Annotated in this window: 14 protein-coding genes; 1 reads left to right on the plus strand and 13 read right to left on the minus strand. The window is 41.1% G+C overall.

From position 1 onward, the window contains the following. Nucleotides 1-46: 46 nt before the first annotated feature. The 8 genes from H70737_RS19490 to H70737_RS19525 all read right to left on the minus strand — a co-directional run bounded on the left by H70737_RS19490 (nt 47) and on the right by H70737_RS19525 (nt 8873). Nucleotides 47-2026, minus strand: a complete 1980-nt coding sequence (locus H70737_RS19490) for an AraC family transcriptional regulator (protein ID WP_042189824.1) — start codon at nt 2024-2026, stop codon at nt 47-49. A gap of 190 nt (nt 2027-2216) precedes the next feature. Further along, a complete protein-coding gene (cysC, locus tag H70737_RS19495) occupies nt 2217-2780 on the minus strand; it encodes an adenylyl-sulfate kinase (RefSeq protein WP_052404351.1) in 564 nt (187 codons plus the stop codon). Further along, nucleotides 2777-3373, minus strand: a complete 597-nt coding sequence (locus H70737_RS19500) for a hypothetical protein (RefSeq protein WP_042189827.1) — start codon at nt 3371-3373, stop codon at nt 2777-2779. Before H70737_RS19500 ends, cysC begins: the two co-directional genes overlap by 4 nt. Before the next feature lie 65 nt (nt 3374-3438). Then, a complete protein-coding gene (locus tag H70737_RS19505; RefSeq protein ID WP_042189829.1) occupies nt 3439-4170 on the minus strand; it encodes a class I SAM-dependent methyltransferase in 732 nt (243 codons plus the stop codon). Nucleotides 4171-4313: 143 nt separating this feature from the next. Then, nucleotides 4314-6284: a serine hydrolase domain-containing protein gene (locus tag H70737_RS19510; protein WP_042189831.1), complete on the minus strand. Its 1971-nt coding sequence runs from the start codon at nt 6282-6284 to the stop codon at nt 4314-4316. A 195-nt stretch (nt 6285-6479) separates the two neighbouring features. After that, entirely contained in the window at nt 6480-6965 is a 486-nt protein-coding gene (locus tag H70737_RS19515; RefSeq protein WP_042189833.1) for a hypothetical protein, read from the minus strand. 68 nt (nt 6966-7033) lie between these two features. Beyond that, entirely contained in the window at nt 7034-8332 is a 1299-nt protein-coding gene (locus H70737_RS19520) for a DUF4179 domain-containing protein (protein ID WP_052404352.1), read from the minus strand. After that, nucleotides 8322-8873, minus strand: coding sequence for a sigma-70 family RNA polymerase sigma factor (locus H70737_RS19525; RefSeq protein WP_042194215.1), 552 nt, complete (start codon nt 8871-8873; stop codon nt 8322-8324). The genes H70737_RS19520 and H70737_RS19525 overlap by 11 nt, the downstream gene beginning before the upstream one ends. Nucleotides 8874-9078: 205 nt before the next feature. Here H70737_RS19525 and H70737_RS19530 point away from each other — a divergent pair, with 205 nt between their 5' ends. Further along, complete coding sequence (locus H70737_RS19530) at nt 9079-10947, plus strand: LTA synthase family protein (protein ID WP_042189837.1); 1869 nt, start codon at nt 9079-9081, stop codon at nt 10945-10947. Between the two features lie 68 nt (nt 10948-11015). Here H70737_RS19530 and rbsB read toward each other — a convergent pair whose 3' ends face one another. From rbsB to rbsK, 5 genes are read right to left on the minus strand one after another with little or no spacing between them, the layout of a single operon-like run. Continuing rightward, nucleotides 11016-11933 carry a ribose ABC transporter substrate-binding protein RbsB gene (rbsB, locus tag H70737_RS19535; protein WP_042189839.1) on the minus strand — a complete coding sequence of 306 codons (918 nt, stop codon included), beginning with the start codon at nt 11931-11933 and terminating at the stop codon, nt 11016-11018. A gap of 12 nt (nt 11934-11945) precedes the next feature. Then, nucleotides 11946-12914 (minus strand): ABC transporter permease subunit, encoded by a 969-nt coding sequence (locus tag H70737_RS19540; RefSeq protein WP_042189841.1) that lies wholly within the window; start codon nt 12912-12914, stop codon nt 11946-11948. A 2-nt stretch (nt 12915-12916) separates the two neighbouring features. Then, on the minus strand, nt 12917-14398 hold the full coding sequence (locus tag H70737_RS19545; protein ID WP_042189843.1) for a sugar ABC transporter ATP-binding protein: 1482 nt from the start codon (nt 14396-14398) through the stop codon (nt 12917-12919). An 18-nt stretch (nt 14399-14416) separates the two neighbouring features. After that, nucleotides 14417-14815: a D-ribose pyranase gene (rbsD, locus tag H70737_RS19550; RefSeq protein WP_042189845.1), complete on the minus strand. Its 399-nt coding sequence runs from the start codon at nt 14813-14815 to the stop codon at nt 14417-14419. Nucleotides 14816-14817: 2 nt separating this feature from the next. Further along, on the minus strand, nt 14818-15696 hold the full coding sequence (gene rbsK, locus H70737_RS19555) for a ribokinase (protein ID WP_042189847.1): 879 nt from the start codon (nt 15694-15696) through the stop codon (nt 14818-14820). Nucleotides 15697-15702 lie beyond the last annotated feature (6 nt).

The raw sequence follows: 15702 nt of genomic DNA on the forward strand, positions 1-15702 counted from the left end.
AGCTGACGCGAATACAGCGCCAGCTTGTTGATTCGATCCGCCTTTATTATTTCACATCAAAGTATTTAACGAGTTCGTCCAGCAGCAGATTGGCTGCTTCATATCCGCCTGCTGAGTTCCAGATCGCTTCATCGACTTGAATCACCTTGTTGTTCTTTGAAACGCTCAAATTTTGGAACAACGGATCTTTTTTCCATTCCTCCACGACCTTCGATGCATCGTCCTTGCCCGGAGTCTCAGACACAAAATAGAAAAGCACATCACCATCCATGCTAGGAATCGTCTCTTTGGTCATAACTTCGATAAAGGAGTCTTTATCCTGCGACTCAGGCCGTGCAATTCCTAATTGGCTCAAGAGCACGCCGGAGAACGTTTGCTTCTGATAAATACGCACTTGTTTCGCGGAGAAGCGCACCACCGACACTTTCGTGTCTGCTTTGCTACCGAGCTTCGCCTTGACTTCCGCAACTCGTTTATCGAAGTCCGCCATCGCCTGCGCTCCTTCTTCCTGCTTGTTTAAAGCTTCGGAGTAGAGCTTGAAATTAATCTTCCAATCTCCTGCCAGGTCATCGGAGAATATCGTCGGAGCTATCTGCTTTAATTGATCGTAGATTTTCTCTTGTCTGACCTTATTACCGATAATCAGATCCGGCTTGAGGCTCGCGATCAATTCAATATTCGGCTGAAGCTCGTCTCCCACAACCGTAACGCCTTCCATGTCTTTCTTGATATGGTCGTACCAAGGGTCACCAATCCAAGACTGAACGGCTCCGACCGGTTTGATGCCCAGTGCCAAAAGTGCCTCTGTTCCTTCATTGGTCAATATGACAACACGTTCAGGGGCGCCGGTAAGCGTTTCTTCCCCCATCGCATGCTTAATCACTCTTGTGTCATTGCTTACATCCGTCGACGGACTCGCAGCTGGACTTGCGGAAGTTGCAACATTATTAGTAGAAGTGCTGTTGCTTGTCGGTGTGACATTCGTTCCCCCTGTCGAGCATGCACTCAAAAAGAGAACGAAACAAAATAATAAGGTTGCTGCCATTGTTGTTCTTGACTTACGATACATCGGTATTTCCCCTTCTCTTTTATATTGATAATGATTCTCAAACTCATTACCAATATAACGTTGCTGCCTTCTAGCAACAATGGGAGATCTGAACACGAAGGATGGATTATTTCGACGCTGCTCCTGTTGCAACGCTGCTTCTTTAAAGCTGGTGGGAGAAACACCCTCGTATTTCTTGAAGATACGGCTGAAATAATAGCTGTCAGTATAGCCTACACTCTCGGCAATTTCCTTCAGCGTGAAATCTGTGGATAGAAGCAACTGCTTCGCTTTGCTCATCCGCAATTGAATCAAATAATCGATCGGGCTCGTTCTCACTTGCTTCTTAAAGGCGTGCAGTAGCTGTCTGGAGCTGCAACTAAGGTGTTCAAGCAGCGTCTCTAGGGTTATCGGCTCCCGATAGCGTTCATGAATATAACGAACCGCTTGGGCCACTAAGTCAGGCTTAACGGCTATGATATTCTGGCGTTCCATCTGCTCTAAAATTTCATAAACCATTTGATAAAATATCGCTTTAACTTGAAGCTTATTGAGTAGATCTGAACGATGCCACTCCTTGCTCATGGAGATGACATGATGGAAAACGGAAATCGGATAATGGGGCTTAAATACATATTGCATTTGAAACGGATTGTGCTTCTCCATCAGCTTGATCGTTTCTTGACGGGATGGTAGTGCTAGTACCGCTTTATACAAAATAATATAGTATTCCAGCAGCTCATCTGCCGTAATATCAAGGTAGAGACCCTTGCCCCCATGGAGCAAGGAAAACCGGCTGACGCGGTGTGCTATGCCGTCCAGTTGGAGATGTGCGCTACCTCTAGTCACATATAAGAAGACGCTTGAGGGCATTCTGTACGCATGCAGCTCCTCGCCTTGTTCCATTCTTGTATGTCGTATATCTATGATCTTGATGAATGCCTGATTCCATAGCAAAGCTTGATCATTCAATGTCACTGTCTTGCGCTCCCCCTTCTCTATCACTCCATGTTGAGAGATTTATACCCCCATCATATATGATAATGATTATCATTTACAATGATATTCGCAGAACTATTTTCCAGCAGTGTTACTGACAATGGAACGTAAAAAAGACGAGCAACCGTTGATGGTTTGCTCGTCTTTTCTATCAAATTTAATAAATGTTTTATTTCCTCCCCATAGCTGATGTGTGTTGAAGGATTTTCGACACACATTCATCTAAGGAAAACTTGTCTGTCTCTACGATCACATCCGGGCTAATGGGCTCCTCATATGGAGAATCAATACCCGTAAAATGCTTGATTTGTCCGGCTCTTGCTTGTTTATATAGACCTTTCGGATCTCTCTCCTCACATACTTCCAAAGGACATTGAACATAAACTTCCTTGTAGGAATCCCCTATGAGAGAACGGACCTTATCGCGTGTAGAGCGGTATGGAGAGATCGAGGCAACGATCACATTCAGGTTCGCATCAAGCAGAATCTTACCAATCTCACCAATTCTTCTACCAACTTCCAGTCGATCTTCTTCGCTAAATTGAAGATCCTGATTAATACCTCTCCTCAATGTGTCACCGTCCAGAATGTAGCAATTCTCAATGTGATTTTTCAGTTCCTCTGCAAGCGTAGATTTACCTGAACCCGATAGTCCAGTTAGCCAGATCATTTGATTCATAGATACGTACCTCTTCCTGCTAGATTCTATTGTTAAAATACTTTGTATAGTTATTCTAGCTTAAACACAATTTCAGTACCTGTCCCGTCCTTCTTTAAGGGTACACTAAATTCCTTAAACACTAATGTAATACCGGAGTTATCATCTGGGAGAGGCGGAGATACTACGTAGTTATAGGCTGCATGTCCTGATGAACTTCCACCATTCGTCATTCGACAATCATACGATTTATCTATATATAACTCAAAGTGGTTAGGTTTATTAGCATATAATTCAGAGGTAATATCCCAATCCATACTAAGCGTGATAACACTTGCATTACTGTATTGTCGTATAGAGGTCAGTGTATAGAAGAACTCATCTGCCTCAATAGATTGTAGAACAGCAATATGTTTTCTAAAATCCGTTGGCTCGACCATCGGCTTAAAATGTTCTTCATTAAATAAAGTCCCAAATACCGCTTTCAAGAAATCCTCGTAGAGTTCAAACCTCGCCGCCCAATCTGAAATATACTCAAAAGATGGGAATCCTGGATTATTATCCGAGCGTTCCTTACGTTGTTTTATCAATGCACAAATCTGCTCATCGATATCAGTAATTCTTTGATCGTAATGCTCGGTTGGGCGTATAAACTGCATCCGTTTCATCTTAGTCCTCCTTATTGCAATTCTTTTCATTCATATGCTCATTAGACTAGCGTTACTTCAACAAACTATTTTATACATTTAAACACGAGAAAAAGTGGGATTCTCATCCTTCTCTTATACTCGCCTTCACTATCAAAAAACTGAGGATTTGGTTTACATTCTCTAATATCCTCTATTTTAAATCCTACATTTTTCAGTGACTGAAAATACTCTTCAAAAGTTCTGTGGTGCTTAACTACACTTTCTCCAATCCAAGGCTCCATTCTCTTACCCATTTCAAAATAGTTATCGACGATCCAGTCCGACTTTCTTTCTGAAGTTGTTGCACTTTTCATGGATGATGTTAGAACCGGATGCTGTACACTAAAAATAAACTGACCATTAGGGATAAGCGCACTACGGATACTATCAAAGATTGGTTCTAGGTCTTGTAAATAATGAATAGCCAATCGAGAGATTACCAAATCATATTTCTCTTTTGGGTAATTCCAACTCTCCATAGTAGCATGGTGAATCTCACTTTTAGATGTATTTAACAGTTCTTTTGCCGCTTTGACCATATTACTTGAACCTTCCACACCTTCGTAAAAGTTACATCCCTGCTCAAGCAACTCATATCCGAACTTAGCATCCCCGCATCCTAAATCGAGCACCTTTTTCCCAAGTACATCGCCCATAAGATCATATATAACCGGCTTTTCAATAATGTTATTTGGGCTATCCGCTCTGTTTCTTCTCAATAAATAGTTATAGAAAAAATCTTCATTGTCATACACCGATGACCCTTTGTAATCCAAAAAAATACCTCCTTGCTGTTTAGAGTATACTTTTGGGTAATTTTAGCATCTAAAACAACCTTATACTACCGATAATTTCATTTAGCTCTTAAACCTATCATTAAAAAAAACACCCCAAAGAGTCTCTCTGAGGTGTCCAATTCTTAGTGTTTGATTGGCAACGTATAGTATCCAAAAGCAAGATCAAGTAATGCACTCGCTTCTTGGCGAAGCAAAGGCTTTTTAGAACGAAAATCGACAGTCCCGTCATCATTCACTTTTGTATCAGGATCTACAATGCCTTGTGACACTAATGCTATGATCGAATCAGTGGCCCATGAGTCTGTGTCACCTTTAAGCGTAATCTCTGAAGCTTGCTTAGCTTGTTTTAGATTTTGAATCATAACGGCTGCTACTTGTCTTGTAATAACAGCATTACGATCAAAACCAGGGATACCTTTTTTCGTTAATTCTTTATTCCCCTCAATTAAATGAGGAAAGCCGTACCAACCATGAGCAAGAATTAGAGCATCCATAAACTCACCTTGCGTCATCGTTCCCTGTGATTCGAAATTGTTGCCAGATTTAGCACTTATCACATCAAGCGAATACAGGTTGTCGATGTAAGATTTATAAGGGCTCTCCTCAGATACATCAGCGAATGCTGGCTTCGTGTGAACCTTACGAGCATCTGAAACAAAGTCTGGGCTATTAGGATTCGTATAATAAAAGTATTCGATCTGATCTTTATGATCTTTTTTAAAGGCCAATTTGTTACCTAATTCATCTTCGAACAATAGCGGATTAATCATTCGTAACGTATGTGTACCGCTTGTTCCAGTCTCCATAATCAGATTGCCATCTGCATAGGTGAAGTTCGATTTCAAGAAATAGAATCTGGTGTTCAAATAAGTTCCAGTATATTTAGTAGCTTCTGATGCAGGTAATGGGAGATACGTTGGCGCCTCTGGTGCTTTCTTTTCAGGAAAATAGTGATCCATCAAGGCTTCATAAATGTCTAAGCTCATCATTGTGTCATTGTTATAGGACATGTAGAAAGCGGTATTCTCCTCTGGCAATAATACGATCAGTGATTGATGACCAGGCATATTCCCACCTTTGAGAACCACATGATAGCCATTCATCAGATCATTACGATACCCTTCAAATCCTCCAACCGTCGTCATCGGAAGCGATTCATTCGCAAATACAGAGTACGTTTGCATCATCTTCGTGGTTTCTTTACTAATGATTTGCTTCCCATTCACGCTACCTTGTTGTTGAAAAAGAGTTAAATATTTAGCCATATCTTCTCCTGTGGAAAGGATGCTGCCCTGTGGCCCATCGGTAGGCGCATGCCCAAAGGTTGGATGAGGTTTACCATCTGGTCCATAATGCGTGGCCATTCTAGCTAAAAGCTCTGGGGTAAATCGAGCACTAGTAGAGTTCATTCCTAACGGTTTGAACACATGGTTCTCCATATACTTATAAAACGGGGTACCACTTACGTTCTCAATCGCATAACCCGCAAGTAAAAAGGCAAAATTATCATAGGTATACGCTTCACCCGGCGTCCGAACGACAGTCGGCATATGCTCCGTCATAAACTTTTTCATGGGGATGTCCTGATCTACATATTCCGGTGCAACAAAGTTAGCTTTATCCGGGTAATCAAAGCCCGTTGTGTAAGATAACATATTTCTTAAGGTTAACGGAGTTTCCGTTTCATTTGGTACTTTCATTCCGCCAAGATACGCATTGATATCGTGATCAAGATTCATCTTTCCTTGTTCCACTAGCTGCAAAGCTGCTAGAGCGGTAAATGTCTTCGACACGGATGCGATCTGAAAGACGGTATTCTTATCGACAAGGGTTTTCTTTTCTTTGTCCGCATATCCGTACCCTTTATTCACGAGCACCTTTCCGTCTTTAACCACTACAAAATTGGATCCGTTCACATTGTATTCCTTCATTTTCTGCGCAAATATAGGGTCCGCGAAAGCCTCGATTTCTTTTCCATTAAAAGATCCTTTCGAACTGGTTGCGTTAGTGGAGACTGGTGCTGAACATGCTGTAAATACAGCTGTTGATAATAATAGTGCGATGACGCTAAGCTTGCGTGTCTTTTTCTTCATAATCCATTCTCCTCTATAGGGTTAGTTGTAAATAGTAAACCTGTTCTGAGTATCACAAACGGATTGTCATTCTAGCTAGAAACGTTCTGTCACCAATTAGCTTCGTTACATGTCATATGACATAACGATTTAATCAAAAAAAAGACACCAACAAGGAGTCAGTGTCTTTCATTTCGTATATTAATTTTGAGGAGCTTAGAGCCATCTCGAAAAACTTTTATGAGATACATTGATCTGATTTCGTTCGGCCCAAGCCTTTAACTGTTTCATCACTTCATCTTCATCTTTTTGTGACAGAAAATTAAAACATAATTTATAAGGAACAAATTTATTCACTTTAGGTCTAATCCCAACTACAGGACTAAAATATCCTTTTATATAAATATCATTAATCCGATCTGCTTCTATTCTTAGATCTTCTATTAATATAGATTCCGGTTGAATCTGAATTTCAACAACCCTTCTGATCGTAAATATCCTGTAGACTAAAACAATTGCAACAATGAAACACAAAATAGCCTGACCATAAAGTAAACAAGATAGCACTAAGTTGTCACTACTTGTATAGCGATAGTTTAGATTATAAATTTGAAATAATTGAATCCCCATTAGCAGACTGATATACACCAGAAGTGGTATTAACGACGGACGCCTCACTCTATAAACCTCTGTATTATCCATGTGCCCCTCCTTTTCTCACGTCCATATAGATTACCATATGTTATAAAAAATGGATATTGCACTTTTCTTCACTTTACTGGAATCTCAATCACCTTATTGTATGCCTTCAAATAGTGTATTCCTTCTATTAGTAGTGACCCAGGCTCTGCTTGTGTATCAAATAATAAAGTTCGTTCTTTCATTAGTTTACCGTCCACTTGCTTTGTCTCTTTTTGATTGATCGTTGTTTTTAAAGGTGTACTCTCGTTGTTCGTCTCTATAGACACACCATCCAGCATTACATCATCGTCAGAAGCGATTGTTATTTCGATGCCTTGAGAGGTTTTGGAGACATCCTTTAACCATAATTCTTTATCACCCAACATCAATGGCTTATCACTAAGGGAAGTCAGGGAATACTTTTCGTCCAGCTTTTGATATCCAGGAAACTCTTTAACGACTAGCTGCATGGAATGTAGCTCCTTAGGCAATGTGTCGAAGCGAATATCAAATGTTCTTCCACCTAATGAGGTTTGATTACCACTACCCAGGATCTCTACAGGTGTTCCATCGACAATTAATTGTATCCCATATAATCCAAGCTTCACTCGATCAAAATTATCGACATCCAGCTTCCCTTTTACTACAGTCATCATTGGTGTAGCTGTAATTGATTTGAAGGTAATCATCCCTTTGTCGACTTTAACCTTCTTGTTAATCGATTGTTTAATCTGAGTTTCCATGGCCTCATTAGGGTTATAAGGGAACGTAACTGTTCCTTCGCTCATCTGGCCGTTCTCTACTAGCTGCTGCCAAAAGTGTAACGTTAGTTTTTTTGAAAATGGATTTACGCTGTCAAACGACATCTGTCCTTTAATCTCCGTATGCTCTTCATTGATTAATGATGTACCACTTACTGCGTTAGAATCGGTTAAAAAACCACTTATTTTTGAGGGTCTAAAAGCGTCTACAGACATATCCTCTAGTCCATTTGGGTTAGTTAAGGTGTAATACATAATGAATTGATTGGCGTCCGCCATAATTCCGTTAATGGTAAGAGTTGTTCCGTCTAGTAACGTAGTTTTCTTGTTGATGTTTTGTCCCAACCCTTTTTCATTTAGCTGTTGTAAAGTTGTGCCATTAAGCAATTCATCAAAGCCAAAAAGCTGTTTGCCAAAATAAGCAAAAGCATTGTAGTTTTGTCCAGAGATCACTGTCACCAATAAAACAACCGCCGCAACCTTCCAAATCGGTGCTATTCTTTTCGTTCTTTTTGCGGGAGCCGAATTCAAAGCCTTTCTTAATCTCATTTCTAATTCTTCAGGTGCGGTAATGGATGCTATGCGCGTCTTCTCATCAGCCAATTGTTGCTCGACATTATTGTTCATCAACATCACCTCTGTACTGATTTTTGAGCGTTTGTAATCCATGGTAAATTCTTGATTTAACCGTTCCTATCGAAACCTTTGTAATGTCAGCTATCGTTTGATAATCGAGATCATGAAAATACTTTAATTGAATCGCTTCTCTCTGATGTTCATTTACTTGTAACAACAAGGTCTCCATATCCATTTGCTGCTCACTTCTGCGATAAGGATCATTACTACTCACTACTTGGCTTATTTCCCTATCGTCAACCTTACTCCAATCCTCTAACAGCACCAGCTTGCCGCGCTTATGAAGGAGTCGTTTACAGCCATTCACCAAAATCGTCTTACTCCAGCTATAAAATGCTTCCTCTTTCTTTAGTTGACCGATCTTTTCATAAAGTGTGACGATCATTTCGTCCATGGCATCCATGGCATCATGCGCATTCCCCATATAGCTGAACGCTAGCCTATAATAAACGTCTTTTTCAGACATGATTAAGTGGAGCAATGCTTCTTTATTCCCCTTTTTGGCTTTTTTCACCCAACGAGCAACATCCATGCCTTCACCTCTCTCCCCTATAAGAGTTAGGAGTAACTTAAAAAGTTCATTTCCCATAAAATAATTTTTATATACTATGTATGGTTTCATTCACCTAAATGTAATATTAAGGAAAATAAGTCTCTACTATACCCCAATCTAGTTGATTTTAAACACTTCAAGTAATAGAATGAACTAATCTAAAAGAAAAGGATGGGCATAAGAGATGCCGTTTAAAGAACCTCGTACACTCAGTAAAAGATCCCTATTTTTTTTCTCTCTCATTATGCTAGTTAAAAGTTATTTTGCTTGGTATTTTCTCTTTGAAGATGGGCCTACGTGGACCACATGGCTTAAAGAAATCCCTTTTGTGCTTCTAGTCTTTTGCTTGATTGAATGGTTCGCAACGAAACGAAAAATTGCCATCTACATGCTGGTCAATGTGTTGATCACTACACTATTTTTCTCACTCATTGTATATCATAATCATTTTGGCATTATTGCTACTTCACAAGTATTAGATCAGGTCAAGCAAGTTGGAGCCGTTAAGAAAAGTATTTTCTCGGTCATGCGTCCGCAATATATGCTTATTTTTGTGGATATCATTGTCATTGGTTTGGTCATGTTGAGAAAACAGAAGGCACTTAATTGGAAAAAAGCCATGTCGCGTAAAAGTAACCGGAAAGCGGTTGCGATCTTATTCTGTGTTTCCATCGTCATTTGCGCAATGAATATTTTTCCAAACCGAGCCAGTATGAACGAAACCGTTAAAGCCGAGCAAATGGGCATTCTCAATTATGAAGCTTACTCTCTATTAGCCAATCAAGAAGAAGAACAAATCGACGTCGCTAAGATTACACAAGCAGCGATTAACGAGACCAAAGGAATTCAAGCAACCTCAAATCCGGTTCAATTTGGAGCCGCCAAAGGAAAGAACCTGGTCATTCTTCAGATGGAGTCTTTCCAGAACTTCTTAATCAATCTAAAGATTGATGGAGTAGAAATTACGCCGAATATGAATAAGCTTGCGGCTAGCAGTTATTACTTTCCGCGTTTCTACCAGCAGGTTGGACAAGGAAATACTTCTGACGCCGAATTCATTGTAAATACTTCTTTCTATGTTCCACCTGATGGTCCAGCCACTCAAATGTATGCGCCAAAAGAGCTTCCAAGCTTACCTAAGCTGCTTCAAGCGCAAGGTTATGATACGGCAACATTCCATACCAATGAAGTCGACTTTTGGAACCGTGGCGAACTTTATACTGCCTTAGGATTTAATCGATATTACGATAAGGAATATTATGGTGAAGAGGACACGGTATTTTACGGAGCTTCTGATGAGGTGTTGTATGAGAAAACAGCTGCAGAGCTAGCAAGGATGGATCAGAAGGATCAGCCTTTCTACTCCCATGTTATTTCGATGTCAGCACATAATCCGTTCTCGATCCCTGAGGATAAATACAAAATGGCCCTTCCAGAACGATTCGAAGGAACATTAGTCGGAGATTATATTCGTGCTCAAAATTATGCTGACTATGCACTGGGACTTTTTATTGATGAGCTCAAACAAAATGGGGTATGGGATAACAGCTTGATTGCATTGTACGGAGATCACCGCGGACTTCCTATCTTCTCTCTAAAAGAGGACGATCATGTCTTATTACAGGAAATCCTTGGTCATGAATATACGGAACGCGAATTAATTAATATTCCATTGATCCTATCAGCGACAGGGATTACAACGCCAAGTGTAAAAGAACAGTTGGGCGGTCAAGTGGATATTTTGCCTACTGTATCTAATTTATTGGGTGTTTCTCTTGCGGATCATATTCATTTCGGACAAGATTTATTGAATCAATCGACTTATAACCTACTTCCTCAGCGCTATTATTTGCCTACAGGATCGTTCGTAAATAATGAAGAGCTCTTCCTATCTGGCAGTGGCTTCGAGGATGGTCAGCATTATACCTTATCTGGCGATGGTAACCACACGCAACAAACGACCGAGGATGAGTTCGATCGTGCTTTAGAGCTTCTCCATCTATCAGATAGTTATGTAACACAGTTACCGGATAGAGTAATTGAGGAAAAATAAGCTTATATATATCAAAAACACTGCACTCACCAAATCGGCGAATGCAGTGTTTTTCTATAGTCATTTACTTATTCTTTTACGACCAGTTTTAGAGGTGCGGCAATCAGTTTCTCAACCGTCTTGCCATCTAATACGTCTTTCGCTGCTTGAATCGCTAACTGCCCAATTAATGCAGGCTGCTGAGCAACGGTTCCTGTGAGTTTACCCGCCTCAATGGATTTAAGTGCATCTTCATTTCCATCAAAACCGATGACAGGAATATTCTTACCTGAACTCTGAATCGCTTCTATAGCACCAAGAGCCATTTCATCATTATGAGCGAAAACCGCTTGTACATCTGGATTTCCTTGGAGAAGGTTCTCCATAACGGTCAACCCTTTCGTACGGTCAAAATCAGCAGTTTGCTTCGCAATCACCTCAAGCTGCGTGTCGGCAATTTCATGGAATCCTTTCCCGCGTTCACGGGTAGCTGATGCTCCCGGTGATCCTTCTAGTTCTATAACCTTTGCACCTTTTCCAAGTTGCTCTACAATATATTCAGCTGCCATTGATCCACCTTTTACATTATCAGAGGCAACAAGGGCTTTAATGTCTCCCTTATCTGCAGAACGGTCCAAAGTAACGACTGGAATATCTAGACTGTTAGCTGTCTGAACAACCGTCGAGATCGCTGAAGAGTCTACTGGATTGATTAACAGCGCATTTACACCTTTTTGCATTAAATCTTCAACGTCATTACTTTGCTTGGCTGAATCATTCTGCGCATCGATAACGAGAACCTCCATACCAAGCTTCTTAGCTTCTGCCAAAACTCCATCTTTAACAGATACAAAGAACGGATTGTTCAAGGTAGATATGGATAATCCAATCTTCAAATTCCCTGGGCCCCCGCCGCTGTTCGGCTTTGCCCACTCTGGAGGCTCTAAGGAACAGCCCGTCATAAGAATCAAGAGTAAGGAAGTAAAAATTAATGTGAGCTTTTTCATGTGGAATCCCCCTTATACGGCTTTCTTACGGTCTATGAGTACAGCAATCGCAATAACGATCCCTTTTACTACCATTTGGTAAAATGATGATACACCGAGCAAGTTCAAGCCATTGTTCAGAATCCCGATAATAAGAGCACCAATTAATGTGCCTACGATACGTCCACGGCCACCTGTTAAGCTCGTCCCCCCTAATACTACTGCCGCGATCGCATCCAACTCATAGGATGTACCTGCTGTTGGTTGCGCTGAGTTCAATCTAGAGGTCAAGATGGCGCCAGCCAATGCTGATAACATACCCGTTAAGGAATAGATCATTATTTTGATGCGGTCTACTTTGATCCCTGAAATAATGGAAGCTTTCTCATTACCCCCAATAGCATACGTTTTACGGCCAAATGGCGTTTTATGCAGTACAATCCACAACACAGCGAATACGATAATCATCGTGATAGCAGGTACAGGTATTCCTAGTAAATATCCACGACCAAACAATTGGAACGTCATGCTGTCACCAAGACCTGTGATCGGATTACCGTCCGTGTATACAAGCGTTAATCCGCGGAAAATAGTCATGGTCGCCAGTGTAGCAATAAAAGGTGCCATTCTGCCTTTCGTAATCATCAGTCCGTTGACCATCCCCATCAGTCCACCCGCTAAACAACCCACAACAATAGCTAAGATTGGATCCCAGCCTGACAACATCAAGTTGGCTGTGAAGGCACTGGATAAAGCTAGAATAGACCCTACTGATAAATCGATACCACCCGTTAGAATAACAAAGGTCATCCCAAAAGCGATAAGCGCATTAATTGCGACTTGTCTAAGCAAGTTCAGTATATTAAGGGGTTCCATAAAGCTTGGGTTCAGCACGGTTACGATAATAATTAGAATGATTAGCCCTAGTAATGGCCCTAATTTCTGCGTGATTTGCCCAATTTGGAAACCTTTCTTTACACTCTCATCTTTGATAGTAGTCATTACTATTGCCCCCCTGTAGCTAACGTCATGATTTTTTCTTGCGTAGCTTCTTGTTGTGAAAGTTCTCCACTAATTTCCCCTTCATGAACAACTACGATGCGGTCACTCATCCCTAAGACTTCAGGAAGTTCTGAGGATACCATAATAATGGCGACACCTCGTTCAGTTAATTCGTTCATAAGCTGATAAATTTCCCGTTTTGCCCCAACATCGACGCCGCGTGTAGGCTCATCAAGGATAAGAACACTGAGGCCAATACCAATCCATTTGGCGATAACTACTTTTTGTTGATTACCCCCAGATAAATTCCGGACCAAAGTGGATGATGATTGTGTCTTAATGTGTAGCCGTTTAATAAGCATGTCCACGAATTCTTGTTCCTTCTTAGCATTAATTACACCCTTAGGGGCAAAGTCGTATAAATTCGTCAGTACCATATTATCTCGAATAGAGAAATCTAGGATTAACCCCTCATCTTTACGGTCTTCTGTAACAAAGCCGATTCCAGCTTGCATAGCGTCATTGGGATTCCGAATGGTAATCTTCTGTCCCTTCACCCAAATCTCACCTTGGTCTAATGATTCTAATCCAAATAAGGTTCTCATCATCTCTGTACGTCCAGATCCCATTAATCCAGAGAATCCTATGATTTCGCCAGCTCGCACAGAGAAATTAGCATTTTTAAATTGCCCTTTCTTTGAAGCATTCTTAACTTCAAGAACCACTTCTCCGGGTTTAGAAGTCCGCTCAGGGAACCGGTCCGTTAATTCACGACCTACCATCTTCCGAACTACATCGTCAAAATTAGTTTCAGGAATGGGCTTCGTGTCTACGGTTTTTCCGTCTCGCATCACGGTGATTCGATCACATATCGTAAAAATTTCTTCCATCCGATGCGAAATATAGACGATAGAGACGCCTTCTTTCTTTAGCGAGGCAATGACTTCAAATAGTTTCTGTATTTCTCTCTCGGTTAATGCAGCGGTAGGTTCGTCCATAACAATAACTTTCGCATGAGTCATAAGCGCTTTAGCGATCTCAATCATCTGTTTTTCACCTACTGAACATTCCCCCGTCTCTTGGTTCAAAGGGATGGTCACAGAGAGCTTAGCAAACTGTTCATTTGCTAACGCTTTCATCTCTTTCCTATTTAACAGGCCGAATTTGGATGTTCGTTCCTTGCCAATGAACAGATTATCCAGAACCGTCATATCTGGCCATACATTCAGCTCCTGATGGATAAATGCGATTCCATATTGTTCTGCCTCTTTGGGATTCGTAAAGTATTTCTCCTGATCATCTATACGAATGGTCCCTTGGTCACGTTGGTGCAGACCGATCAGAATATTCATCAGCGTAGACTTACCTGCACCATTCTCACCCATCAGGGCATGAACTTCACCATCCTTAAGTTCAAAATCCACACCGGTCAATACACGGTTAGCGCCAAAAGACTTATGAATATCTTTCATCGTAATGTGCATACACTTAGAACCCCCTTTTTATCCAAAATAGACCCCAGCTTGTAAAATACAATTTGCATATGGCTTTGCTTCACCCGTGCGAATAATAACCTTAGCCTGCTGGGTCAGCTGCTTAAATTGCTCATGTGAATACGCTTCTATCGGTATTCCCTTAAATTTATTATTCAAGTATTGAGAGGTGACTTTATTATCAGTCTCTAATTCCTCTGCAACGATCACCTTTTCGATGACCATATCCTCTGAAATCATATCAACGATATCTTGGAAGCTAGGGACCCCTAGTTTAACCGCCAAATCAATCTTCGGAATACCCGGTGGAACAGGAAGCCCAACATCTGCGATGACAATCGTATCGGTGTGACCTAAGTCCGCAAGCACTTTAGAAATATGACTATTTAATACTCCGTGTTTCTTCATAATTACAGATTCGCCTCCACCTCTGCTCTTGTTGGCATACCACCTTGAGCACCAAATTTAGTAACGGATAAAGATGCTGCTCGATTGGCAAACTTTACACTATCCAGAATGGAGCTGCCTTCAGCTAAAGCAACTGCAAATGCCGCATTAAAAGTATCTCCAGCTCCAGTCGTATCTATAGCGTTCACTTTGTAAGTAGGAACCAGAATTTCTTGTTCTCCATCGTAAAATCGAACGCCATTGCTTCCTTCTGTTATAAACAGCTTGTTGGGATACTTCCGTAAAGCATCTGTAGTACTCATCCCAGGGAATAAAATCGTACATTCATGTTCGTTCGGTGTCAGATAGGCGGCATTTTCTATAATCGTGTCACTGATGGGACGAGCAGGAGCTGGATTAAGCAGCATAGGTACATTGAATTTATGGCAAAGCTCACTTACATAAGACACCGTTTCTTCGGGTATCTCTTGTTGGATTAGCACCATATCAGACCCTTTTATAGCATCCAGTGCTCGCTCAACCAACTCAGGAGTGACTAAATCATTAGCTCCTTTTACAACGATAATGCTGTTATCACCTTCTGCTAAAATGATGTGAGCTGTCCCGCTTTCGATATGTGTAACCGGTTCCACATTGGTTGTAAGAACCCGATGTCTCTTAAGATTCTCCATGATTTCCGTACCATAGAAATCTTCACCTACACAACCAACCATCGTAACTTCTGCGCCCAAACGTGAAGCAGCTACAGCCTGATTCGCTCCCTTGCCTCCTGGAACGGTAGCGAAGCTCTCTCCAAGAACAGTTTCCCCTGCGTGAGGTCGCTTGGATGAGGTCACCACCAAATCCATTGAACAACTTCCGATTACACAAATTTTAGCCATGTCCAT

This window comes from Paenibacillus sp. FSL H7-0737 (assembly GCF_000758545.1).
Taxonomy (GTDB): domain Bacteria; phylum Bacillota; class Bacilli; order Paenibacillales; family Paenibacillaceae; genus Paenibacillus_AQ.

Coding starts and splice junctions, on each gene's coding strand:
- H70737_RS19500 (WP_042189827.1), bottom strand. CDS start 3,373: ATGAAACGGATGCAGTTTATACGCCCAACCGAGCATTACGATCAAAGA.
- H70737_RS19520 (WP_052404352.1), bottom strand. CDS start 8,332: ATGAACAATAATGTCGAGCAACAATTGGCTGATGAGAAGACGCGCATA.
- H70737_RS19525 (WP_042194215.1), bottom strand. CDS start 8,873: ATGGATGTTGCTCGTTGGGTGAAAAAAGCCAAAAAGGGGAATAAAGAA.
- rbsD (WP_042189845.1), bottom strand. CDS start 14,815: ATGAAGAAACACGGAGTATTAAATAGTCATATTTCTAAAGTGCTTGCG.
- H70737_RS19515 (WP_042189833.1), bottom strand. CDS start 6,965: ATGGATAATACAGAGGTTTATAGAGTGAGGCGTCCGTCGTTAATACCA.
- H70737_RS19510 (WP_042189831.1), bottom strand. CDS start 6,284: ATGAAGAAAAAGACACGCAAGCTTAGCGTCATCGCACTATTATTATCA.
- H70737_RS19540 (WP_042189841.1), bottom strand. CDS start 12,914: ATGACTACTATCAAAGATGAGAGTGTAAAGAAAGGTTTCCAAATTGGG.
- rbsB (WP_042189839.1), bottom strand. CDS start 11,933: ATGAAAAAGCTCACATTAATTTTTACTTCCTTACTCTTGATTCTTATG.
- rbsK (WP_042189847.1), bottom strand. CDS start 15,696: ATGGCTAAAATTTGTGTAATCGGAAGTTGTTCAATGGATTTGGTGGTG.
- H70737_RS19545 (WP_042189843.1), bottom strand. CDS start 14,398: ATGCACATTACGATGAAAGATATTCATAAGTCTTTTGGCGCTAACCGT.
- H70737_RS19530 (WP_042189837.1), top strand. CDS start 9,079: ATGCCGTTTAAAGAACCTCGTACACTCAGTAAAAGATCCCTATTTTTT.